General features: G+C 72.5%; 17 protein-coding genes and 1 pseudogene. 11 read left to right on the top strand and 7 right to left on the bottom strand.

Translation table 11 applies throughout. The features are described from left to right. Window positions 1-15 precede the first annotated feature (15 nt). Window positions 16-681, bottom strand: a complete 666-nt coding sequence (locus ABZ497_RS05470) for a hypothetical protein (RefSeq protein ID WP_359803541.1) — start codon at window positions 679-681, stop codon at window positions 16-18. A gap of 535 nt (window positions 682-1216) precedes the next feature. On the opposite strand from ABZ497_RS05470, the gene purN reads away from it, so the two are divergent. After that, window positions 1217-1876: a phosphoribosylglycinamide formyltransferase gene (gene purN, locus ABZ497_RS05475; protein WP_359803543.1), complete on the top strand. Its 660-nt coding sequence runs from the start codon at window positions 1217-1219 to the stop codon at window positions 1874-1876. Further along, the gene (gene purH / locus ABZ497_RS05480; RefSeq protein ID WP_359803545.1) at window positions 1873-3474 is read left to right on the top strand and encodes a bifunctional phosphoribosylaminoimidazolecarboxamide formyltransferase/IMP cyclohydrolase; all 1602 of its coding nucleotides are present in this window, start codon (window positions 1873-1875) and stop codon (window positions 3472-3474) included. Before purN ends, purH begins: the two co-directional genes overlap by 4 nt. 119 nt (window positions 3475-3593) lie before the next feature. On the opposite strand, the gene ABZ497_RS05485 is transcribed toward purH, so the two are convergent. Beyond that, window positions 3594-4340, bottom strand: coding sequence for an RDD family protein (locus ABZ497_RS05485; RefSeq protein ID WP_329488037.1), 747 nt, complete (start codon window positions 4338-4340; stop codon window positions 3594-3596). A 509-nt stretch (window positions 4341-4849) separates the two neighbouring features. Between ABZ497_RS05485 and ABZ497_RS05490 the strand changes: the two genes are divergently transcribed. The 6 genes from ABZ497_RS05490 (at window position 4850) to ABZ497_RS05515 (ending at window position 10475) form a co-directional block, all read left to right on the top strand. Continuing rightward, window positions 4850-5704, top strand: a complete 855-nt coding sequence (locus tag ABZ497_RS05490; RefSeq protein WP_329488036.1) for a bifunctional methylenetetrahydrofolate dehydrogenase/methenyltetrahydrofolate cyclohydrolase — start codon at window positions 4850-4852, stop codon at window positions 5702-5704. Window positions 5705-5855: 151 nt separating this feature from the next. Next, window positions 5856-6242, top strand: coding sequence for a DUF3017 domain-containing protein (locus ABZ497_RS05495; RefSeq protein ID WP_329488035.1), 387 nt, complete (start codon window positions 5856-5858; stop codon window positions 6240-6242). Between the two features lie 215 nt (window positions 6243-6457). Next, window positions 6458-7450 carry a malate dehydrogenase gene (locus tag ABZ497_RS05500; protein ID WP_329488034.1) on the top strand — a complete coding sequence of 331 codons (993 nt, stop codon included), beginning with the start codon at window positions 6458-6460 and terminating at the stop codon, window positions 7448-7450. Between the two features lie 80 nt (window positions 7451-7530). Further along, the gene (locus ABZ497_RS05505; RefSeq protein ID WP_329488033.1) at window positions 7531-8853 is read left to right on the top strand and encodes a hemolysin family protein; all 1323 of its coding nucleotides are present in this window, start codon (window positions 7531-7533) and stop codon (window positions 8851-8853) included. Window positions 8854-8883: 30 nt separating this feature from the next. Then, window positions 8884-9924, top strand: a complete 1041-nt coding sequence (gene trpS, locus ABZ497_RS05510; protein ID WP_329488032.1) for a tryptophan--tRNA ligase — start codon at window positions 8884-8886, stop codon at window positions 9922-9924. A 62-nt stretch (window positions 9925-9986) separates the two neighbouring features. Continuing rightward, window positions 9987-10475 (top strand): 2'-5' RNA ligase family protein, encoded by a 489-nt coding sequence (locus tag ABZ497_RS05515; protein WP_359803548.1) that lies wholly within the window; start codon window positions 9987-9989, stop codon window positions 10473-10475. Here the strand turns inward: ABZ497_RS05515 and ABZ497_RS05520 are convergent. Both ABZ497_RS05520 and ABZ497_RS05525 read right to left on the bottom strand, forming a co-directional pair. Beyond that, entirely contained in the window at window positions 10460-13024 is a 2565-nt protein-coding gene (locus tag ABZ497_RS05520) for a CDP-glycerol glycerophosphotransferase family protein (RefSeq protein ID WP_359803549.1), read from the bottom strand. The genes ABZ497_RS05515 and ABZ497_RS05520 overlap by 16 nt on opposite strands. Window positions 13025-13332: 308 nt before the next feature. Beyond that, entirely contained in the window at window positions 13333-16905 is a 3573-nt protein-coding gene (locus ABZ497_RS05525; protein WP_359803551.1) for a bifunctional glycosyltransferase family 2 protein/CDP-glycerol:glycerophosphate glycerophosphotransferase, read from the bottom strand. Between the two features lie 196 nt (window positions 16906-17101). Between ABZ497_RS05525 and ABZ497_RS05530 the strand changes: the two are divergent. Both ABZ497_RS05530 and ABZ497_RS05535 read left to right on the top strand, forming a co-directional pair. Further along, a pseudogene (locus tag ABZ497_RS05530) lies at window positions 17102-17956 on the top strand (glycosyltransferase); the annotation flags it as partial. A 230-nt stretch (window positions 17957-18186) separates the two neighbouring features. After that, a complete protein-coding gene (locus tag ABZ497_RS05535; protein ID WP_359803553.1) occupies window positions 18187-19242 on the top strand; it encodes a YihY/virulence factor BrkB family protein in 1056 nt (351 codons plus the stop codon). Window positions 19243-19267: 25 nt separating this feature from the next. Here the strand turns inward: ABZ497_RS05535 and ABZ497_RS05540 are convergent, their stop codons facing one another. Next, window positions 19268-20482: a D-alanyl-D-alanine carboxypeptidase gene (locus ABZ497_RS05540; protein ID WP_359803555.1), complete on the bottom strand. Its 1215-nt coding sequence runs from the start codon at window positions 20480-20482 to the stop codon at window positions 19268-19270. Window positions 20483-20624: 142 nt separating this feature from the next. On the opposite strand from ABZ497_RS05540, the gene ABZ497_RS05545 reads away from it, so the two are divergent. Next, on the top strand, window positions 20625-20882 hold the full coding sequence (locus ABZ497_RS05545; protein ID WP_352291255.1) for an SCO4848 family membrane protein: 258 nt from the start codon (window positions 20625-20627) through the stop codon (window positions 20880-20882). Between the two features lie 64 nt (window positions 20883-20946). On the opposite strand, the gene ABZ497_RS05550 is transcribed toward ABZ497_RS05545, so the two are convergent. After that, window positions 20947-21720, bottom strand: coding sequence for a succinate dehydrogenase iron-sulfur subunit (locus ABZ497_RS05550; RefSeq protein ID WP_352291254.1), 774 nt, complete (start codon window positions 21718-21720; stop codon window positions 20947-20949). Next, window positions 21720-23462, bottom strand: coding sequence for a succinate dehydrogenase flavoprotein subunit (sdhA, locus tag ABZ497_RS05555; RefSeq protein WP_329488024.1), 1743 nt, complete (start codon window positions 23460-23462; stop codon window positions 21720-21722). The genes ABZ497_RS05550 and sdhA overlap by 1 nt, the downstream gene beginning before the upstream one ends. Window positions 23463-23468 lie beyond the last annotated feature (6 nt).

Raw genomic sequence — 23468 nt, forward strand, 5'->3', positions numbered from 1 at the left:
TCCGTCCGCTACCCGCTACTCGCTCTTCGAGGTGATGTCCACGTACCACTTCGGCGCGAGGCGCTCGCAGTTGTCCGCGCCGGTGGAGGTGAGCGAGTCCCGGACGCAGGTCACGTAGTCGTTGTAGTAGAGGCTGAGGCCGATCACCGAGGAGACGAAGACCACCGTCATCGCGCCGGTGAGCACCCCGGCGAGGGCGGCCGGGGTCAGCGGGTTGGGGGCGGCGGACTCGCCGGCGGCGGGTGCCGCCCCGCCGGCCGCGGTCGCGGTGGCCGGCTTGGGGGCCCGCATCGCGGCGACTCCCCAGACGATGGCCAGCGCGCCGACGAACAGCGCCACGTAGTGCAGCGAGGCGAACGCGCAGACCAGCGCGCCCATACCGGCCAGCGCGGCGTTGCGGGCCTTGCGCTGCGCCGGGTCGCTCGGGTCGAGCTTGGGCGGCTGCGGGGCGGGCGGGCGGGGGTGCCAGCCGCCGCCCTGGTAGCCGGGGCTCCACGGGTGCGGCGGCGGGACCTCGGGCCGCTCGTCCTGGTTCTCGCCGCCGTCGGTGCCGTCGGCACCGCTGGAACCGCTGGAACCTCCGGTGGGCCCGGGGTTGCGGGGCTGCCACGGCTGGTCCGGGGCATCCGCCGGCGGCGGCGCGAAGGGGTTGCGCTCGCCGGTGTTGTCACCGCTGCTCATGGTTCAGCCATTCCTTCTCGGTCGGTGGGGCGGACGCCCGCGCCACCCTATGATCCCGCAGTCGCCCGTGGGGCCTTCGGCGGCCTGCCTTCGGGGCGCGTTCCACCGCACCGGCGAACCCGCGAGGGCCCGCCCGCCCGGCCGCACCCGACGTCCCGCCCCCGGGCCCGCCGCCCCACTCCGCCGGCGCCCCGCCCCGCCCGGCCGGCCACCGCCGGCAGCTCCGCACCACCCCGACGCTGCCGTCGGCCCGCCGTCCGCGCACGGCCGGCGGGCGGACGCCGGGCCGACGGCGGGTGAACGGCGCCCCGATGGAGATCCCCGTCTCAACTACGCGCGTAGCGCCGCCAGGGCGTTTCAAGGGCCGTCCGACCAGCCGTTATCGTGGTGACGGTCAGCAGCTCAGATAGGTTCCCCGGGCCCGCATCGCGGCGGGTTCCTCCGGTGTTCCCCCTCGCTCGACCTGCCGTTCGTAGTGGCCCCACCGCCGGTGGATGTACCAGCGGGCGGCGCCCGACCTACGGAGAATCGCGCAGTGGCCGCCGCCCCCGCTCAACTCTTCCCGCCCCGCACTCCCGGCCCGGCCCGGCTGGTGGTGCTGGTCTCCGGCTCCGGCACCAACCTACAGGCGCTGATCGACGCCGTGGCCGATCCGGCCTTCGGCGCAAAGATCGTCGCCGTCGGTGCCGACCGTGACGGCATCGCGGGCCTGGAGCGCGCCGAGCGGGCCGGGCTGCCGGTCTTCGTGCACCGACTGAAGGACTTCGCCGACCGCGCCGCGTGGGACGGCGCGCTGACCGCCTCCGTCGCGGAGCACCGGCCGGACCTCGTGGTCACGGCGGGCTTCATGAAGATCCTCGGCCCCGCGTTCATCGCGGCCTTCGCCGGGCGGATCATCAACACCCACCCCGCACTGCTGCCCGCCTTCCCCGGCGCCCACGGCGTCACCGACGCGCTCGCGTACGGGGTGAAGGTCACCGGCTGCACCGTCCACCTGGTCGACGCCGGGGTGGACACCGGGCCGATCATCGCGCAGGGCGTCGTCGAGGTCACCGACGCCGACCACGCCGATGGCGGCGACGCGCTGCACGAGCGCATCAAGACTGTCGAGCGAAAGCTGCTCGTCGACATCGTGGGCCGGCTGGCCCGCGAGGGTCACCGCATCGAGGACCGAAAGGTATGGATCCCGGCATGAGCGCCGCCCCCAGCACCACGTCCCCCGTCACCGCCCCCCTCGACGAGGAGAGCGGCGTCCGCCCGATCCGTCGCGCGCTGATCAGCGTGTACGACAAGACCGGTCTGGAGGAGCTGGCCCAGGGCCTGCACGCCGCCGGGGTCGCCATCGTCTCCACCGGATCCACCGCCGGCCGGATCGCCGCCGCGGGCGTCCCGGTGACCGAGGTCTCCGAGCTGACCGGCTTCCCCGAGTGCCTCGACGGGCGCGTGAAGACGCTGCACCCCCGCGTGCACGCCGGTGTGCTCGCCGACCTGCGGCTGGAGTCGCACCGCGCGCAGCTCGCCGAGCTGGGCGTCGAGCCCTTCGAGCTGGTCGTGGTGAACCTCTACCCGTTCAAGGCCACCGTCGCCTCCGGCGCGAGCCCGGACGAGTGCGTCGAGCAGATCGACATCGGCGGCCCGAGCATGGTCCGCGCCGCGGCCAAGAACCACCCGTCGGTCGCCGTCGTGGTGGACCCGGCCCGCTACGGCGACGTGCTGAAGGCCGTCCAGGAGGGCGGCTTCGACCTGGCCACCCGCAAGCGCCTGGCCGGTGCCGCGTTCGCGCACACCGCCGCCTACGACGTCGCGGTGGCCTCCTGGTTCGAGGCCGGCTACGCGGCCGGCGACGTCGAGGGCTTCCCGGAGTTCCTGGGCGCCACCTACGAGCGCCAGAACGTGCTGCGCTACGGCGAGAACCCGCACCAGGGCGCCGCGCTCTACAGCGACGGCACCGGCGGCCTGGCCGGCGCCGAGCAGCTGCACGGCAAGGAGATGTCGTACAACAACTACGTCGACACCGATGCCGCCCGTCGCGCCGCGTACGACCACGCCGAGCCGGCCGTCGCGATCATCAAGCACGCCAACCCGTGCGGCATCGCCACCGGCGCGGACGTCGCCGAGGCGCACCGCAAGGCGCACGAGTGCGACCCGGTCTCCGCGTACGGCGGCGTGATCGCGGTCAACCGCCCGGTGACCGTCGAGCTGGCCGAGCAGATCGCCCCGATCTTCACCGAGGTCGTCGTCGCCCCCGGGTACGAGGACGGCGCCGTCGAGGTGCTGGCGCGCAAGAAGAACCTGCGGGTGCTGGTCGCCCCCGAGGCGCCGGCCAACCGCCAGGAGGTGCGCCCGATCTCCGGTGGCGTGCTGCTCCAGGACGCCGACCGGATCCACGCCGCGGGCGACGACCCGGCGAGCTGGACGCTGGCCACCGGCGAGGCGCTCCCCGCGGCCGAGCTGGCCGAGCTGGCGTTCGCCTGGCGGGCCTGCCGGGCCGTCAAGTCCAACGCGATCCTGCTGGCCAAGGGCGGTGCCTCGGTGGGCGTCGGGATGGGCCAGGTCAACCGGGTCGACTCGGCGAAGCTCGCCGTGGAGCGGGCGGGCGAGCGGGCCCGGGGCTCCTACGCGGCCTCCGACGCCTTCTTCCCGTTCGCGGACGGCCTGCAGATCCTGCTCGACGGCGGCGTCAAGGCCGTGGTGCAGCCGGGCGGTTCGATCCGGGACGAGGAGGTCGTCGCGGCCGCCGCCGCGGCCGGCGTGACGATGTACTTCACCGGTACCCGCCACTTCTTCCACTGACGCCGACGCCGGTTCCGGGTCGGGAGGATCCCGGTCCGGCACCGGCGGTGTGACGGTACGACGGAGCGGCCCGGCCCCCTGGGAAGGGGACCGGGCCGCTCCGCTGTCGCCGGTGGGTGTTACTTCTTGATCACCAGGGTGCCGGCGGCACGGTCGTGCCAGCCCTGCAGCTTCCCGGAGTTGTCGAAGAACGGGGACAGGTAGACCAGCGCGGCGCCGATGTAGCAGAGGAACGCGCCGACGATCGGGATGATGAAGCGGATGAAGCCGCCGCCCAGGCCGGGGACCTGGCCGTTGCTCTCCTTGACGACGCGCAGGCCCAGGGCCATCTTGCCGAGGGTGGCGCCCGCGAAGGAGACCATCAGCCACTCGTACAGCAGGTTGAACACCGAGAGCACGCCGACCATGATCAGCATGGTGACGAAGAAGCCCGCGGCGGCGTCGTTGTTGGCGTTCAGGCAGTCGTAGTACGCCGAGTTGGAGCCGCCGTAGGTGTACTTGCCGCTGCAGTCCTGGGTGTCCTTGGCGATGCCGAGCGCGCTGGCCAGGCCGAGCGCCATCACCAGGGCGACGACCGCGCCGATCGCGAGGCCGTCGATCAGGCGGGCCAGGAAGCGCTGGCCCATGGTGGCGATCTTCACCGTGCCCAGCTGGGCGATGTTGATGTAGCCGTTGTTGGCCTGGAGGGTGCCCGGCATCGGCGCGTACCCGTACGCCGGCTGCTGCGGCACACCGTACTGCGGGGCCTGCGGCGGCTGCTGCGGGTAGCCGTACCCGGCGGCCGGCGGGGCCTGCTGGGGGTAGCCGTAGCCCTGCTGAGGGGGCTGCTGGCCGTACGGGTTGTTCGGGTCGGGCGGGTAACTCATCGATGCCTCCGGGCAGGGATGTGGGGACGTGGGACGGGACAGCGCTGGGTCCGGAACGCACCGGCGGGGCGAACTGCCGAGCGGACGGGACGATAGCGGAGCGCGGTGACAACGGGGGCGGACACGGTCCGGCGCCCGCCGGCACGGGCTGGCTCAGGAACGTGGGTGGCGCCGGTCCGGCGCGAACGGGAGCATCGACGGCTGCGGTCCTGGCAGCACGCGGCCGTGGCGGTCGGGCGGCACGGTGTGGTGTGGTCGGCTCACTCTGTTCTTCCCCCGGGTACGCCCCGCCGGTGTCCGTCGGCCCGTCACCGGGCCGGAGGCGGCAGGGAATGCCCGCTTATCGTCGACCGGGCGGCCCGGCGCTGTCCAGCCGCGCCCGCGTGGCGGACCGGACTGTGGCGCAACCGCAACGTGGTCCGAACGGTTTTCGAGCCGCCGGGGCTCCCCGGCACCGCTGTCGCCGGGGGCTGGTGCCGTCCGCCTCCGGCATCCGGGAGAATGGGGTCATGACTGCCCAGATTCTCGATGGCAAGGCCACCGCCGCCGCGATCAAGTCCGAACTCGCCGCCCGTGTGGTGGCCCTTCGTGCCAAGGGCGTCACGCCCGGTCTCGGCACCGTCCTGGTCGGCGACGACCCCGGCAGCCGCTGGTACGTCAACGGCAAGCACAAGGACTGCGCCGAGGTCGGCATCGCCTCCATCCAGCGCGAACTGCCCGCCACCGCCACCCAGGAGGACGTCGAGAACGTCGTCCGCGAGCTGAACGCCGACCCGGCCTGCACCGGCTACATCGTCCAGCTCCCGCTGCCCAAGGGCCTGGACCAGAACCCCGTCCTGGAGCTGATGGACCCGGACAAGGACGCCGACGGCCTGCACCCCACCTCGCTCGGCCGGCTCGCGCTGGGCATCGAGGGCCCGCTGCCCTGCACCCCGCTCGGCATCGTCGAGCTGCTGCGCCGCCACGACGTGGCGATCGACGGGGCCGAGGTGGTCGTGATCGGCCGCGGTGTCACCGTCGGCCGCTCGATCGGCCTGCTGCTCACCCGCCGCAGCGAGAACGCCACCGTGACCCTCTGCCACACCGGCACCCGGGACCTCGCCTACCACCTGCGCAAGGCCGACATCGTGGTCGCCGCCGCCGGGGTGCCGCACCTGGTCAAGCCGGAGGACGTCAAGCCCGGCGCGGCCGTGCTGGACGTCGGCGTCAGCCGCAGCGAGGGCAAGATCGTCGGTGACGTCCACCCGGGCGTGGCCGAGGTGGCCGGCTGGATCTCCCCGAACCCGGGCGGCGTCGGCCCGATGACCCGCGCCATGCTGCTGAACAACATCGTCGTGGCGGCCGAGCGCCGCGCCGGCCTCTGAACGACCGCGATCCGACTCCGGAAGGACGGCGAGCTATGAACGGGCGGACCGAGCGAAGGCCGGCGAGCCGCGCGTTTCGCGACGCGGCGGCCGAGCGGGGCGGGGTGGGCCGATGAGCGGGCCACGGCCGGCGAGCTCCCGGCGCAGGCCGGTGAAGACCACCGGAACGCTGCCCCCCGAGGGCTCGGCGGCGGCGCTGGGGCGTGACCACGCCCTGCCGGTGCGCCAGTGGCCGATAACCCTCGTCCTGCTGGTGGTCGGCGCCGGGCTCGCCGTCACCTGGTTCGCCGACTTCAAGGACGGCTTCAAGTACGGGCTGCTGATCCTCGGCGGCGGCGTGCTGCTCGGCGCGCTGCTGCGGCTGGTGCTGCCCGAGGTCGGCATGCTGGCGGTGCGCAGCCGGTTCACCGACGTGATCGTGCTGACCTTCCTGGGCGTCTCGATCGTGCTGCTGACCCTGGTGGCCCAGCCCAACCCGTGGCTGGAGATCCCGCTGCTGGACAACGTCGGCGAGCTGGTCGGGCGGCCGAAGCACTGACCCGCCCGGCCCGCCCGCCCGGCCCGATCGGCCCCCGCCCGCACCGTCGGGACGGGGGCCGTCATCGTCTGTGACCAATCAGCCACGACGGCACCCGCGGCATACGCTTCGCTTTGCGATAACCTGACGCCGGTCTCTCGATGTCGAGAGATCATCCTCGGCTCCAGTGCGCCGGTGTGCCTGGGGCACCTGGCGATTTGCTGGAGAAGGTAGAAATGACCCGCACCCCCGTCAACGTCACCATCACCGGAGCGGCCGGCCAGATCGGCTACGCGCTGCTCTTCCGCATCGCCTCGGGCCACCTGCTCGGCGCCGACGTGCCGGTGAACCTGCGCCTCCTGGAGATCCCGCAGGGCCTGAAGGCCGCCGAGGGCACCGCGATGGAGCTTGTCGACTGCGCCTTCCCGCTGCTGCGCGACATCAAGATCACCGACAACGCCAACGAGGCCTTCGACGGCGCCAACGTCGCGCTGCTGGTCGGCGCCCGTCCGCGCACCGCCGGCATGGAGCGCGGCGACCTGCTGCAGGCCAACGGCGGCATCTTCGGCCCGCAGGGCAAGGCCATCAACGACCACGCCGCGGACGACATCAAGGTCCTGGTCGTCGGCAACCCGGCCAACACCAACGCCCTGATCGCCCAGCGCAACGCCCCGGACGTGCCGGCCGCGCGCTTCACCGCGATGACGCGCCTGGACCACAACCGCGCGCTCGGCCAGCTGGCCGCCAAGACCGGTGCCGCCGTGTCGGAGATCAAGAAGGTCACCATCTGGGGCAACCACTCGGCGACCCAGTACCCGGACATCTTCCAGGCCGAGATCGCCGGCAAGCCGGCCTTCGAGGCCGTCGGCGCCGACCAGGCGTGGCTGGAGGGCGACTTCATCCCGACCGTCGCCAAGCGCGGCGCGGCCATCATCGAGGCCCGTGGCGCCTCCTCGGCCGCCTCGGCCGCCAACGCCGCCATCGACCACGTGTACACCTGGGTCAACGGCACCGCCGAGGGCGACTGGACCTCCATGGGTGTCGTCTCCGACGGCTCCTACGGCGTTCCGGCCGGTCTGATCTCCTCCTTCCCGGTCACCACCAAGGACGGCGAGTTCCAGATCGTCCAGGGCCTGGAGATCTCCGACTTCTCCCGCGGCCGCATCGACGCCTCGGTCCAGGAGCTGGTCGAGGAGCGCGACGCCGTCACGGAGCTCGGCCTCATCTGAGCCCGTTCCCGGCAGGACCTTCGACGGCCCGCCGCCTCCTTGACCGGAGGCGGCGGGCCGTCGCCCTACACTGACCCGCTGTGAACGAAACCCTGGAGGACGCGGCCCTCGTCCTCGTCTTCATCATGCTGGGTGGCCTGTTCAACGTCGCCGAGATCTCGCTGATCTCGCTGCGCGAGGGCCAGATCAGGTCACTGGAGGGGCGCGGGACCCGGCGCGCGGCCCGCGCCGCACACCTGGCCGCCGACCCGAACCGCTTCCTGGCCGCCGTGCAGGTCGGGGTGACCTGCATGGGCTTCCTGTCCGCCGCCTTCGGCGCGGACACCCTGGCCGGCAAGGTGGCGCCGCTGTTCGTCCGGGCCGGGCTGTCCGCGGGCGTCGCCGACGCGCTCGCCCTGGTCGGCCTCACCCTGCTGATCAGCTACGCCTCGCTGGTGCTCGGCGAGCTCACCCCCAAGCGGATCGGCCTCCAGCGCGCCGACTCCATCGCCGTCCTCGCCGCCCCGGTGGTGGACGTGATGTCGGTGGCGCTGCGCCCGGTGATCTGGCTGCTCGGCCACTCCACCAACCTGATGGTCCGCCTGCTCGGCGGCGACCCGGCGGCCGGGCGCGGCTCGATGAGCTCCGAGGAGCTCCGCGGCCTGGTCGCCACCAACACCGAACTCGGAAGCGACGAACGGGCGTTGATCGCCGACGTGTTCGCCGCGGGGGAGCGCCAGCTGCGCGAGGTGATGGTCCCGCGCACCGAGGTGACCTTCCTGGACGCAGAGCGCCCGCTCGCCGAGGTCCGCGAGCAGGCCGACTCCTCGCCGCACTCGCGCTATCCGGTGGTCGAGGGCAGCTACGACGCGGTCACCGGCTTCGTCCACGTCCGCGACCTGTACGGTGCCCGCGGCGAGCAGGCGGTGAAGGTGCGCGACCTGGCCCGCCCGATCAAGCTGCTGCCCGGCACCAAGCGGGTGCTGGCGGCGATGGGCGAGATGCGCCGGGAGGGCCACCACCTGGCCATCGTGGTGGACGAGTACGGCGGCACCGCCGGCATCGTCACCCTGGAGGACCTGGTCGAGGAGGTGATCGGCGAGATCCGTGACGAGTACGACTCCCAGGAGCCGAGCACCACCCGCCGGCTGGCCGGCGGCGCCATGGAGCTGGACGGCCTGCTGAACCTCGGCGACTTCACCGAGGAGACCGGCGTCACCCTGCCCGAGGGCCCGTACGAGACGGTGGCCGGCTGCCTGGTGGCCGCGCTCGGCCGGCTGCCCGTCGACGGTGACCAGGTCCGGATCCCGATCGGCGCCGAGGAGGTCCGGCTGACGGTGGCCAAGCTGGAGGGCCGGCGGATCGCCCGGGTCGGGGTGAGTGCGGTCACACTGTCGGAACCTCCGGGGGCAGAGGTTTCCTGACCGGTCGGTGGAACTGGAACAATGGCCCGCATGGTCAACGCAGCGGTCACTGGTCCGGTCAAGGACCGTCCCCGGGTACTCTCCGGCATCCAGCCCACCTCCGGCTCGTTCCACCTGGGCAACTACCTCGGTGCCGTCCGCCAGTGGGTCGATCTCCAGGAGGCCAACGACGCCTTCTACATGGTGGTCGACCTGCACGCGATCACCGTGGAGCAGGACCCGGCGACGCTGCGCCAGAACACCCGGGTCTCCGCCGCCCAGCTGCTCGGCGCCGGCCTGGACCCGGAGCGCTGCACCCTGTTCGTCCAGTCCCACGTGCCCGAGCACGCGCAGCTCGGCTGGGTGATGAACTGCCTCACCGGCTTCGGCGAGGCCTCCCGGATGACCCAGTTCAAGGACAAGTCCGCCAAGCAGGGCGCCGCGAGCACCTCGGTCGGCCTCTTCACCTACCCGATCCTGCAGATCGCCGACATCCTGCTCTACCAGGCGGACGCGGTGCCGGTCGGCGAGGACCAGCGCCAGCACGTGGAGCTCACCCGGGACCTCGCGGAGCGCTTCAACACCCGCTACAGCCCGACCTTCACCGTCCCGAAGCCGTACATCCTCAAGGAGACGGCGAAGATCCAGGACCTCCAGGACCCGGGCATCAAGATGAGCAAATCGGCCTCCTCGGCCAAGGGCCTGGTCAGCCTGCTGGACGAGCCGAAGGTCAGCGCCAAGAAGTTCAAGAGCGCCGTCACCGACACCGGCACCGTCGTCTCCTACGACGAGGAGGAGAAGGCCGGCGTCTCCAACCTGCTGCGCATCCACTCCGCGCTCAGCGGCCAGTCGGTCGACCAGTTGGTGGCGCACTTCGAGGGCAAGATGTACGGCGCCCTGAAGACCGAGCTGGCCGAGCTGTTCACCGAGTGGGTGACGCCCTTCCAGGAGCGCACCCGCACCTTCCTGGACGACCCGGCCGAGCTGGACCGGGTGCTGGCGATCGGTGCGGAGAAGGCCCGCACGGTGGCGTCGCAGACGCTGGAGACGGTGTACGACCGGATCGGCTTCCTCCCGGCCGCCAAGCGGTGACAGCCCTGACGAGCCTGCCCGATGGTGACGATCTCCCCGAGCTCGTCACCATCGGCGTGTCCGTGAGCGTCCCGGATCCGTACGGCTCGGCGATCCAGGACGCGCGGGCCGGGTTCGGCGATCCGCTGGCCCGGTCGATACCCACGCACGTCACCCTGCTGCCGCCGACCGAGGTGGCGGCCGCCGAGCTGCCGAAGATCGAGGAGCACCTGGCGGCGGTGGCCCGGGCGCACCGGCCGTTCCGGATGCTGCTGCGCGGCAGCGGGACCTTCCGGCCGGTCTCGCCGGTGGTCTTCGTCCGGGTCGAGGGGGGCGCCCAGGAGTGCCGGCTGCTGGAGGCGGACATCCGCTCCGGCCCGCTGGCCCGGGAGCTGGCCTTCCCGTACCACCCGCACGTCACGGTGGCGCACGGGCTGGCGGAGGACGTGCTGGACCAGGCGTACGGGCAGACCCGTGGCTTCCGGGCGGCCTTCGCGGTGCCGGGCTTCGGCCTGTCCCGGTTCGACGTCGACGAGGTCTGGCGCCCCTGGCGCTCCTACGACTTCGGCTGACCCGCGCCGCCGCCGGCGGCCGCGCGGCCGTCGGGCCGCGGTGCCCCGTGCCCGCCCGCCCGGCCGAGGTCGAGCATCCGGTCGACCACCCGGCGCGCGGCCCCGCCGTCCTCCAGCCCGCAGTGCGTGGCGCGGAACGCGCGGTAGCGCTCCCGGTACCCGGGCGGCGGGCCGGAGCCGTCGTCGGCGAGCCCCCGCAGTGCGTCGAGCAGCCCGGCCGAGTCGGGAATGAGCGGGCCGGGAGCCTGCGCCTCGAAGTCGAAGGAGAAGCCGCGCAGCGTGTCGCGGTAGTGCTCCAGGTCGTAGGTGAAGAAGAGCACCGGGCGGCCGGTGATCGCGAAGTCGAACGTGATCGACGAGTAGTCGGTGACCAGCACGTCCGCGATCAGCAGCAGTTCCTGGACGTCGGGGTAGTCCCCGCAGTCGAGGACGAAGCCGTCCCCGGCGCCGGGCAGCGGCTCGCGGACGTGCGCGTGCGGGCGGATCAGCAGGACGTGGTCGTGGCCGAGGGCGCGCCGGGCCCGGTCCAGGTCGATCCGCAGGTCGAGGCGGAACCCCTCGCCGTCGCCGCGCCGCTGGTCCTCCCGCCAGGTCGGGGCGTAGAGCACCACGCGCCTGCCGTCGGGGATGCCGAGCCGGCGCCGGACGGCCGCCGCCCGCCCGGCGTCCGGCCGGGCCAGCACGTCGTTGCGCGGGTAGCCGGACTCCAGGACCTCGCCCCCGAAGCGGAACGCCCGGCGCAGCAGCGGGGTGGCGAACGGGCTGGGCGAGAGCAGCAGGCTCCACTGCGGGGTCTCCCGGTCGAGCGCCGCCAGGTAGCCGTGGTCGGCGAGCCAGGGGTTCTCGACGTCGTGCGCGATCCGCTTGAGCAGCGAGCCGTGCCAGGTCTGGACGACCACCTGGCCGTCCCGGCGGTCCAGGAAGTCGGGGAAGTGCGTGTTGCCGACCAGGTACCGGCTGGTGGCCAGCGCGCGGTACCACTCGGGGCTCCAGACCCGTACCGCGCGGACACCGGCGGGCAGTTCGGCCTGGGCGTCGTCGACCGCCCAGAGGTGCTCCAACGGCTCGCCGCACCGGGCGAGTTCGGCGTGCACCGCGCGCGGTGAGTCGGCGTACCCGCGGCCGCCGAAGACGTCGTACAGCACGGCGTCGCGCAGCGGCTCCCGGCGGGCGGCCGGGTACCCGTCGGCACGCTGGCGGGCCTGGCTCCAGGCGCTGCGCTCGGCGGGCGAGAGGACGGGGGTGGAGTCCACCAGCAGGGTGTCGTGCCAGCGGCGTTGGAGCAGGATCCGCTTGCCGCCGGCCCCGGTGGCGGCGGGCAGCGCGGGGAGCGCCGCGGGGGCGGCGATCAGCGGCCGGGGTGCTCCCGGCCGGCCGGACGGCTGCAGCGAGGCCTCCCAGACGCCCTTGCGCAGCGGCAGCGCGGTGCCGTCGGAGCCGGTGCGGGTGGCGGGCAGCCGGACGGTGAAACGGCCGTCCGCCCCGCGGTCGACCCGGTGGCGGACCTCGCCGGCCGTCCCGGTGTGCCGCAGGACGAGGTCGAGCGGCTCGCGGCCGGGGCAGTGCCCGGTGAGCTCGAAGCCGCCGGCCCGCACCGCGATCCGCTCGACGTAGCCGGCCGCGGGCTGGACGCAGAACTGCAGCCGGCCGTCGGCGAGGTGCTTCAGGTAGAGCGCCCGGTCGAGGGTGCCGGGCAGCGCGTGCTGACCGGCCACCGGGCCGCCGCGCTCGTCCAGGGTCAGCTGCTCGGTGGAGCCGTCCGGGCGCAGCAGTTCGGCGTCCCAGTGCTCCAGGTGGCCGGCGCCGCGCCCGTCGGCGGTGAACGGCCGGTACGGCAGGTGGAGGGCGAAGGTGTTGCCGGTCCGGGCGACCGGCCGCAGCAGGACGGCGTCGCTCTCCCGGTGGCGCAGCCGCAGCGCGGTGCCGGGCGGGCAGTGCCCGGCGGTGCCGCGCAGGTCGAGGCCGTCCGGGGCGGGGGCGGCGTGGGTGAGCCGGACGCCGGGGCGTTCGAGCCGCAGCCGCAGTCGGCCGTCGGCGAAGTGCGGCTGGAGGCGGACGTCGTGGTCGACCCAGCGGGCCGGCGGGTACTCGCCGGAGCCGCACCAGTGCGGGGCGAGGGCGCCGTACTGGCGGCGCAGCCGGGTGGGCCGGGGGCGGGTGAACAGGGTGACCCCGATCCGCCAGTCGCCGAGCAGCCACTCCTCGGCCCGCCGCAGCCGGCGCGGTTCGACCAGGGCGGTGAAGCCGGACCAGTCGTGGTTGTGGTCGGGCTGGGCGCTGTCGTCGGTGATCTCGGGCAGCCGGCGCGGCCGGGACCGGAGGTGGAGGGGCGGTTCGGCGTCGTCCCGGAGCAGGGTCAGCCAGGTCCAGGCCGAGCCGGGGCGGGCGGTGTCCAGGTCGTCGGGGCGGGCGAAGCCGGTGAGTTCGAGGCCGCGGGCGTGCCAGCGGGCGCGCAGCAGGCCGAAGGCGACGCCCTCGTCGGCGGCGGGCAGGTCGTCGTGCGAGTGGGGGGAGGCCTGCGGGAGGACGAACCGCGTGAGGACAGGCATGGGGTGGCCCTTCGGCAACGGGATCCCGGCCCATGGCGGCGGTCCGGGGCGGCATTCGTACCGGGGGAGCGGACGAAGCCGATTCAATATCGAATACCGAAATGACACCCGGGGTCAACTGAGAAATCCGGAGGAATAGCTGAGAAATCCGTAGGCGAAACATGGGTTCGATTGAATTGTTCATATGAATCTCCGGCGGCCTCCCGGAAAGCGTCCAGAAAAGTCCGGAAAGCTGTCCGGGGCGGCCCGGGAAAACACGGAGGCGCCCGACGCGGGATTCGCGTCGGGCGCCTCCGGGGCGGTACCGGTTACTGCTGGCGGAGCATGCCGTCCACCACGCGGGCCGCGGCCTGGCCGTCGTCCAGGTCGCAGTACGCCTCGCGGAACGCCGTGTACTTCTCGGCGTACTCACCCGTCAGCTCGTCAACCCGGCCCAGCGCCGCGACCAGCTCCTCGGAGGTGGCCAGCAGCGGGCCGGGCATCTCCGCCTCGTAGTCGAGGCTGAAGCCGCGCAGGTTGTCGCGGTAGTGCTCCAGGTCGTGCGTGAAGAACAGGACCGGCTTGCCGGTGGTGGCGAAGTCGAACACCGTCGCCGAGTAGTCGGTGACCAGGACGTCCGCGATCAGCAGCAGCTCGGCCATGTCGGGGTAGCTGCCGACGTCCCAGATGTAGCCGTTGCCGGCACCGGGGATCTGACCGCACATCACGCTGTGCCGGCGGACCAGCAGCACCTGGTCGTCGCCGAGCGCCGCCTTGGCCGCCTCCAGGTCGATCCGCAGGTCGATCTGGTAGCCGCCGTTCGGGCGGCGGCGGTCCTCACGGAAGGTCGGCGCGTAGAGCACGACCTTCTTGCCCTCGGGCAGCCCGAGCCGCTCGCGGACCTGCTCGGCGGTCTTCTCCCGGTCGGGGGCGAACAGCAGGTCGTTGCGCGGCGCGCCGCTCTCCAGGATCTCGCCCTTGAAATCGAACGCGCGGCGCAGCACCGGAGCCGACCAGCTGTTGCCGGCCACCAGCATGCTCCAGTTCGGGACCTCCTTGACGACGCCCTTCAGGTAGTTGGCGTCGGTGAACCAGACCTTCTCGAAGTCGTACCCGATCTGCTTCAGCGGGGTGCCGTGCCAGGTCTGCACGACCACCTGGCCGGGGCGCCGGACGAAGAAGTCCGGCAGGTGCGCGCTGGTGACGATGTACTTGGCGGTGGCCAGCGTCTCGAACCACTCGGGGCTCCAGAGCCGGATCGCGCCCGCCGTCTGCGGCAGTTCGGCCTGCAGGTCGTCGCTGCCCCAGAGGTGCTCCAGCGGCAGGCCGCGGCGGACCAGCTCCTCGTGGATCGCCCGCGGCGAGTCCGCGTAGAGGCCGCCCAGCGCGACGTTGTAGAGCACGGTGTCGCGCAGCGGGAGCCGGCGGGCCGACGGGTAGTCGGTGGTGCGCAGCTGGCGCTGCCGGAAGCCGCTGCGCTCCTCGGGCAGCAGCGCGGAGTGCGACTCCAGCGAGAGGCCGTCGTAGTGGCGGCGCTCCAGCACGATCCGCTTGCCGCGCGACTCCACCTCCAGCGGCAGGGTGGCGAAGCACTCCGGGGCGATCAGCGCGTAGCGGGTCGCCGGGGTCTCGACCGGCTCGCCGAGCGGGCGGAAGAAGACGTCCCAGGTGCCCTGGGCGAGCGGCACCCGGCCGGCGAAGGAGGCCGTCGGCACCGCCGGCAGCGCGGCCCGGAACCCGCCGTCCGCGATCTCCACGGGGTAGACGTGCTCCTCCTCGCGCCAGTTGTGCCGCACGACCAGCTCCCAGCGGTGCGTGCCGGGCAGCGGGAAGGTGCCGCTGAGCAGGTAGCCGTCCGCGCCGCGCGAGGCGACCTCGGTCACCACCGGCTGCAGCAGCTGGTCGGAGAGCTGGAGGTAGCCACCGGGGGAGGGCTTCGAGTACAGCGCGCGGCGCTCGTCGACCGGGGCGTCCGGGTTCAGCGGCAGGTGCAGCTGCTCGGGTGCGTTGCGGTCGTCCCAGGCCACCGGCACGGTGCTGCCGTCGGCGAGCAGTATGGCGGTGTCCCAGCGGTCCCGGGCCCGCTCCGGGGCGACCGGGTCCAGCTCGGCCCAGGCCTCGCGGACGGCCGTCAGCTCGTCGACCGGGGCGGTGACGGTGAACGGCTGGAGGGTGCCGACCGGGGCGGTGAGCTCCAGCGGGTAGACCACCTCGCGGTCCGACTCGACGTGGGTCAGCTTGAAGCGGGCCCCGGTGAGGTTCGGGCCGGAGCGGGCGGCGCCGGAGATCTCCAGCCGGCCGTCCCGCACGGCGAGCCCGGTCACCCTGGTCCGGACCGTCTCCACCCGCAGGTAGACGCTGCCGTCGCGGACCCACGGCACGATCCGCACGTCCGGCTCGACCCAGTGCGCGGGGAGGTACTGGGCGGTGTCGCTCCAGCCCGCCGAGATCCGGCCCTTGTAGACACCGCCCTTGCCGGCGCCGGCCACCAGGACGCGCCAGTTGCCGTCCTTCCACTGGCCCCGGTGCTTGAGCCGCTTGGGGTCGATGGCGGCGGTGAAGCCGGCCCAGTCGCAGTTGTACAGGTCGTGGTGGCAGCTGGCGGTCGCCTCCGGGCTGTACTGCGTCCTGGTCGGCACGGCCAGCACGCGCCGGCCCTTGGTCTCGCGGAGCACCAGCACCCGGACCATGTCGTGCCGGTTCTCGGCGCCCAGCTGCTCCGGGTACGCGTGCCCGGTCAGCTGCAGCTTGCCGCCCTCCCAGGCCGACTCGTACAGCCGGCTGCGCATCACCAGCGAGTTGTCCAGCTTGAGGATGCCGGCCGGCACGCTCTTGCGGCCGCCGCGCAGGAACGGGTAGTCGGCGTACGGGCGCAGCAGGCCGCGCGCGGCGACGCCGCCGTTGCTCTCGCCCTCGTACTTGATCTGCTCGACGAACTCGTCGATCCGGCCCGCCAGGGTCAGGTGGTACTTCAGCCGCAGCGGCGCGCGCAGCTTGCGGACCTGCTCGGGGCCGATCGACCGGAGCAGCCGGCCGACGTTCTTCTGGTAGGCGTCCCGGTACTCCTTGTCGCCGTCCACGACGGACCAGAAGAACATCGGGATCTCCTCGACGAGGGTGTTCTCGTCGTAGGAGCGCAGGTACTCGGCGAAGCGCGGGTCGGTCTGCTTCTTCAGCCAGGTGCGGACCAGCTCCACCGAGGTGACGCGGTCGACCAGGCCCTTGGGGTTGGTCCGCATCTGTGTGATCGACATCTCGCCGACCTCGCGCTCGCGCCAGTGGTAGATCGGCTCGGAGAGCACGTCCACGCTCGTGGCGAGGTAGTGGTGCGGCACGCTGACCGGGGCGTCCTCGTACAGGATGCCCTCGGGGTAGAGGATGCCGGCCGCGTCGAAGAAGGAGCGGCGGTACACCTTGTTCCACGCCGTGCGGTCGGTGACCAGCGCGGGGATCTCGGTGATGTGGGTCTTGAGCCTGGTCTCCTTGAACGGCCGCGAGTGCCCGCCGGACTGGTAGTAGCCCACCGCGCGGAACCGCAGGACGTTGCCGGTGGCGAAGTCCGAGCCGGTCTCGTCGAGCGTGTTGATCATCAGCTCGTAGGCGCTCGGCGGCATCGAGTCGTCGGAGTCGACGAAGCAGAGGAACTCGCCGTCCGGGTCGATGTGGCGGATGCCGGTGTTGCGGGCCGCGCCGAGGCCCTTGTTCACCTGGCGGACCAGCCGGAACCGGGAGTCCTTGGCGGCGTACGCCTCGGCGAGTGCCGCGCTGCCGTCCTTCGAACCGTCGTCGACCATGACGCACTCGAAGTCCGTGAAGGTCTGGGCGGCGATCGAGTCGAGGCATTCCACGAGGTAGCGCTCGACGTTGTAGATCGGAACGACGATGGAGAGGCGGGGAGCCATCGGCTACGCAGGCCTTTCTTGGGAAGGAGCGTGGCAGCCCGGTCGGGGTCTGGCCGCACTTTGAACCGGTGCGTACGTGCCCACCGATCCTACCGTCCGGTCCCGGGGGCACTCCGGGGCCTTCGGCCCGCCCGCGGGCGCCCGGCTGCCCGGGCGCGGTGGGTCCGGCCGTCCGGGGGGCCACTACTCTGTGGCCATGCCCCGCTTCAGCGTCATCGTCCCCGTCCACAAGGTCGAGGAATACCTTCCCGAGTGCCTCGACTCGGTGCTCGGCCAGGGCGGTCCGGACTTCGAACTGATCGCGGTGGACGACCGCTCCCCGGACGGCTGCGGCGCGATCCTCGACGAGGCCGCCGCCCGCGACCCGCGCGTGCGGGTGCTGCACCTGGCGGAGAACGTCGGCCTCGGCCGGGCCCGCAACGCCGGCCTGGCGGTCGCCACCGGCGACTACGTGATCTTCCTGGACAGCGACGACACGTTCACCCCCGGCCTGCTCAAGGCCGTCGACGACCGGCTGGCGGCCGGCGGCGACCCGGACGTCCTGGTCTACGACTACGCCCGCACCTACGCCGACGGCCGGATCACCAAGGCCGCCTCGGCGCACGTCTTCGGCGCCGACTCCCCGGACGTCTTCGACCTCGACCGCCGCCCCGACCTGCTGGACCTCCTCCAGGTGGTCTGGAACAAGGCCTACCGCCGCGGCTTCGTCGCCGAGCAGGGCCTCACCTTCCCCGCCGGGTACTACGAGGACACCCCCTGGACCTACCCGGCGCTGCTCGCCGCCGGGAGCATCACCCTGCTCGACCAGGTCGGCGTGCACTACCGCCAGCGCCAGGAGGGCGGCAACATCCTCGCCACCGCCTCGCGCAAGCACTTCGACGTCTTCGCCCAGTACGACCTGGTCTTCGCCTTCCTGGACGGCCGCCCGGACCTCGACCGCTGGCGCCCGGTGGTCTACGGCCGGATGCTGCACCACCTGAACACCGTGGTCTCCAAGCCCGGCCGGGTCCCGCCCCGCGACCGCCGCGAGTACTTCCGCCGGGCCGCCGAGCACTGCGCCCGGCTGCGCCCGGCCGGCTACACGCCGCCCGCCGGGGTGGCGGGGGTGCGCACCGAGCTGCTGAGCCACGGCCGGTACGGCGCCTACCGCACGGTCCGGGTGCTGGCCGGGGCCCGCCGTCTGCTGAAGCGCTGACCCCGGCGGCCGCGGCGCCCGTCGAACCCCTTGCCGCCCGCCGAGCCTGACGGCCGTTCGGGCGAACGGCCGGTATAACCGGACAGGTGGACTTCCTCACCCGGCTCCCGGTCATCGGCCCGCTCGTGGCGCGGGTCCTGCGCAGCCACCCGTACCGCGTGTACGAGCACTTCACCGCCGCGCGCGGCAACCGGCTGGCGGGCGCGGTCACCTTCTTCGGCTTCCTGGCGCTCTTCCCGCTGCTCACCGTGGCGCTGGCGATCGCGGTCGCCACCCTGACCGACTCCCGGGTCGACGAGATCCAGAAGCACATCTCCGACCAGCTGCCGGGGATCTCGGACGCGCTCAACCTCAACGCGCTGGTGGCCAACGCGGGCGCCGTCGGCCTGGTCAGCGGCGTGCTGCTGCTGATCTCCGGCCTCGGCTGGGTCGACACCATGCGCACCTCGATCCGGGACGTCTGGCAGCTCCCGGAGGAGGAGGGCAACCCGATCCTGCGCAAGGCCTGGGACTGCCTGGTGCTGGGCGGCCTGGGCCTGGTCTCGCTGTTCTCGCTGGCGGCCTCCGCCGCCGGGACGACGCTGGCCGGCCGGATCGCCGGCTGGATCGGCCTGGGGACGGGCGGGCCCGGCGGCTACCTGCTGACCGGCGTCGGCCTGCTGATCGCCGTCGCCTCCGACATGGTGCTCTTCGCCTACCTGCTGGCGCCCTTCCCCCGGATCGGCGGCCAGCACCGGTGGGACGTGGTGCAGGGCGCGCTGATCGGCGGGGTCGGCTTCGAGCTGCTGAAGATCCTGCTCGCCTCCTACCTGGGCTCGGTCGCGGGCAAGAGCCTCTACGGGGCCTTCGGGGTGCCGGTGGCGCTGCTGCTCTGGATCAACTTCGTCTCCCGGCTGCTGATGTACTGCGTCGCCTGGACGGCGCTGGCCGACCCGGCCGCCGCCCGCGACCGGGCCCGCGAGCGCGCCGGGGCCATGCTGAAGGCCGCGAACGAGGCGGAGGCGGCCGAGCGGGACGACGCCGCCACCACGGGCAAGGAAGGCAAGCACGGCAAGCACGGCAAGGACGGCGGGGGTGACGGGGACGGCGGGGGTGACGGGGACGGCGGGGACGGCAGGCCGAAGGCCCGGCCCCAGGAGTGAGACCGGGCCCCCGACGGCACCGCCGTCAGTCGGCGGCGGGGCCGCCGCGCCGCCGTAGCAGGAACAGCGCACCGGCGCCGCCCGCCGCGAGGGCCAGCGCGATCCCCACCCAGCCGACCGGGCCGGGGCCCGAGCCCCCGTCACCACCGGCCGCGGCGGCCGCCGGGGCGGTCGGGGAGGCGCTCGGGGAGGGGTGCGGCGGCGGCGCGGGCGCACCGGCGGTGCCACCCGCCTGTCCGGTCGGCTCCCCGCCGGCCGGCGCCTCGTCCACCAGCCTGCCGACCGGAGTGACCTTGTCGGCCGCCGCGAACCCCCAGTCCAGCAGCGCCGCCGTCTCGTCGTAGACCTTCTGGTACGTCGAGGGGTGCATCACCGTCACCAGCAGGGTGCGGCCGTTCCGTTCGGCGGCGCCGACGAAGGTCGAGCCGGCCTCGGTGGTGAAACCGTTCTTCACGCCGATCAGGCCCGGGTACTTGCCGAGCAGCCGGTCGGTGTTGGCGATCCCGAAGCTGCCCCGCTGCCCGGTGTTCTTGTCCACCGCGCCGGGGAACTGCGCGTCCCGGGTGGCGCAGTACATCCGGAAGTCGGGATTGCGCAGCCCGGCCCGGGCGAACAGGGTCAGGTCGTAGGCCGAGGAGAGCTGGCCGTCCATGTCGTAGCCGTCCGGGGAGATCACCCGGGTGTCCCGGGCCTGCAGCGCGTCCGCGCGGGCCTGCATCTCGGCGACGGTCTGCTGGACCCCGCCGTTCATGTGCGACAGGACGTGCACCGCGTCGTTGCCCGAGCTGAGGAAGACCCCGCGCCAGAGGTCCTCGACCCGGTAGTCCAGGTTCTCCTTGATGCCGACCAGGCTGCTGCCGGCGCCGATCCCCTGGATCTCCGCGTCCTGGACCCGGTGCACCAGGTTGCGGTCGAACTTCGGCAGCACGGTGTCCGCGAAGAGGATCTTCAGGGTGCTGGCCGGCGCGAGCCGCAGATGGGGGTTGCTGGCCGCCAGCACCTCTCCTGACGTCGCGTCGGCGACTATCCAGGACCGCCCGGTGAGATCCCCCGGCAGGGCCGGGGCGCCGGGCAGGGGTGCCACCTGGGCACCGGAGAGCCCCAGTCTCTCGCCCCCGATCGCGGCCGGCGGGGGCGGCGGCTCGTGCGGGGCCGCGACGGCCACCGGGGCGGCGAGGAGGACGGGGAGCGCCGCGGCGTACGCGACGAGCAGGTGTGCGAGCTTACGGCGTGTGGGCACCAGCAGACCGTACCCAGTCGGGGCCGCCGCCGTCCGCCCCTCCGGGCCCGTCCTCCGCAGGAGGGGGCCACCGTACGTCGAACGGCCGCCCGCGCATACTGGAACCGCACACCATCTTCACCTCAGCCGCCGAGGACGCTCCATGAAGCTCAGCCGCCGCACCTCCTGGTTCCTGACCGCCTTCGGCGTCTGGTCCATGATCATCTGGATCACCTTCGTCAAGAACCTCTGGAAGGACTCCGGCGGCCAGGCCTTCACCGACGGCGACCACTCCCAGCCGACCGCCTTCTTCTGGATCCACCTCCTGCTCGCCGTGACCTCCTTCGTCCTCGGCGTCGCCGTCGGCGCCATCGGTCTCCGCGGCCTCCGCGCCACCCGCCGCGAGCCCGCCGCCGAGTAGCCGCAACGCCGAGGCCCCGTCCGATCGGGTGATCGGACGGGGCCTCGGCGTGCTCGGGCAGGAACTAGAAGCGGCGGGTGACCAGGGCCCGCTTCACTTCCTGGATCGCCTTGGTGACCTCGATGCCGCGGGGGCAGGCCTCCGAGCAGTTGAAGGTGGTCCGGCAGCGCCAGACGCCCTCACGGTCGTTCAGGATCTCCAGCCGCTGCTCCGCACCCTCGTCGCGCGAGTCGAAGATGAAGCGGTGCGCGTTGACGATCGCGGCCGGTCCGAAGTACTGGCCGTCGTTCCAGAAGACCGGGCAGGACGACGTGCACGCGGCGCACAGGATGCACTTGGTGGTGTCGTCGAACCGCTCGCGGTCCTCGGCGGACTGCAGGCGCTCGCGGGTCGGGTCGTTCCCCTTGGTGATGAGGAACGGCATGACGTCCTTGTACGCCTGGAAGAACGGGTCCATGTCCACGACCAGGTCCTTGAGGACCGTGAGGCCCTTGATGGCCTCGATCGTGATCGGCTTCTCCGGGTTGACGTCCTTGATCAGGGTCTTGCACGCCAGCCGGTTGCGCCCGTTGATCCGCATCGCGTCGGAGCCGCAGATGCCGTGCGCGCAGGAGCGGCGGTAGGTGAGGGTGCCGTCCTGCTCCCACTTGATCTTGTTGAGCGCGTCCAGGACGCGCTCCTTCGGGTCGAGGGTCAGCTGGTAGTCGACCCACACCGGGTCCGGGTGCTCCTCCGGGTTGAACCGGCGGATCCGGAAGGTGACGGTGATCAGCTGGACGCCGCCCGCCTCGGCCGCGTCCAGAGCGGCCGAGTGCTTCTCCGCAGTAGGAGTGCTCATCAGTACTTACGCTCCATCGGCTGGTACCGGGTCGTGACGACCGGCTTGTAGTCGAGGCGGATGGAGGTGGTGCCGTCCTCGGCGACCTCCTGGTACGCCATGGTGTGCTGCATGAACTTCACGTCGTCACGGGTCGGGAAGTCCTCGCGGTAGTGACCGCCGCGCGACTCCTCGCGGGCGAGCGCGGAGACGGCCAGCACCTCGGCCAGGTCGAGCAGGTTGCCCAGCTCGACGGCTTCCAGGAGGTCCGTGTTGTAACGGAAGCCCTTGTCCTGGATGGAGACGTTCTTGTAGCGCTCGCGCAGCGCGGCGATGTCCTCGACCGCCTGCTTCAGCGTCGCGCCGGTGCGGTAGACCATGGCGTTGGTGTCCATGGTCTCCTGCAGCTCCTTGCGGATCTGCGCCACGGACTCGGTGCCGGTGGACTCGCGCAGGCCCTCGACCAGCGCCTGCACCTTCTCGGCCGGGTTCTCGGGCAGCTCGGTGTAGTCCACCGTCTGCGCGTAGTCGGCGGCGGCGATGCCCGCGCGCTTGCCGAACACGTTGATGTCCAGCAGCGAGTTGGTGCCCAGGCGGTTGGCGCCGTGCACCGAGACGCAGGCGACCTCGCCGGCCGCGTACAGGCCCGGGACGACGTCGGTGTTGTTGCGCAGCACCTCACCGGCGACGTTGGTCGGGATGCCGCCCATCGCGTAGTGCGCGGTGGGCTGGATCGGGATCGGGTCCGTGTAGGGCTCGATGCCGAGGTAGGTGCGCGCGAACTCGGTGATGTCCGGGAGCTTGGCGTCCAGCTGCTCCGGCGGCAGGTGGGTGAGGTCCAGGTAGACGTGGTCGCCGTCCGGACCGCAGCCGCGGCCTTCGCGGATCTCGGTGTAGATCGCGCGGGAGCAGACGTCACGGGACGCGAGGTCCTTCATGACGGGGGCGTAGCGCTCCATGAAGCGCTCGCCGTCCTTGTTGCGCAGGATGCCGCCCTCGCCGCGGGCGCCCTCGGTGAGGAGGATGCCCATGCGCCAGATGCCCGTCGGGTGGAACTGGAAGAACTCCATGTCCTCCAGCGGCAGGCCGCGGCGGTACACCAGGGCCTGGCCGTCACCGGTGAGGGTGTGGGCGTTGGAGGAGACCTTGAAGAACTTGCCGGTGCCGCCGGAGGCGAACACGACCGACTTGGCCTGGAAGACGTGGATCTCGCCGGTGGCCAGCTCGTAGGCGACGACGCCGGCCGTCCTGCCCTCGTTGATCAGCAGGTCGAGGACGTAGAACTCGTTGAAGAACTCGACACCGTGCTTGACGCAGTTCTGGAACAGCGTCTGGAGGATCATGTGGCCGGTGCGGTCCGCCGCGTAGCAGGACCGGCGGACCGGGGCCTCGCCGTGGTTGCGGGAGTGACCGCCGAAGCGGCGCTGGTCGATCCGGCCCTGCTCGGTGCGGGAGAAGGGCAGGCCCATCTTCTCCAGGTCGAGGACGGCGTCGATGGCCTCCTTGCACATGATCTCGGCGGCGTCCTGGTCGACCAGGTAGTCACCGCCCTTGACCGTGTCGAAGGTGTGCCACTCCCAGTTGTCCTCCTCGACGTTGGCGAGGGCGGCGCACATGCCGCCCTGGGCCGCGCCGGTGTGGGACCGGGTGGGGTAGAGCTTGGTGAGCACCGCGGTGCGGCTGCGCTGGGTCGACTCGATGGCCGCGCGCATGCCGGCGCCGCCGGCGCCGACGATGACGGTGTCGTACTGGTGAATCTGCATGGGGGT

Origin of the sequence: Kitasatospora sp. NPDC005751 (assembly GCF_040630835.1) — a bacterium.
Taxonomy (GTDB): domain Bacteria; phylum Actinomycetota; class Actinomycetes; order Streptomycetales; family Streptomycetaceae; genus Kitasatospora.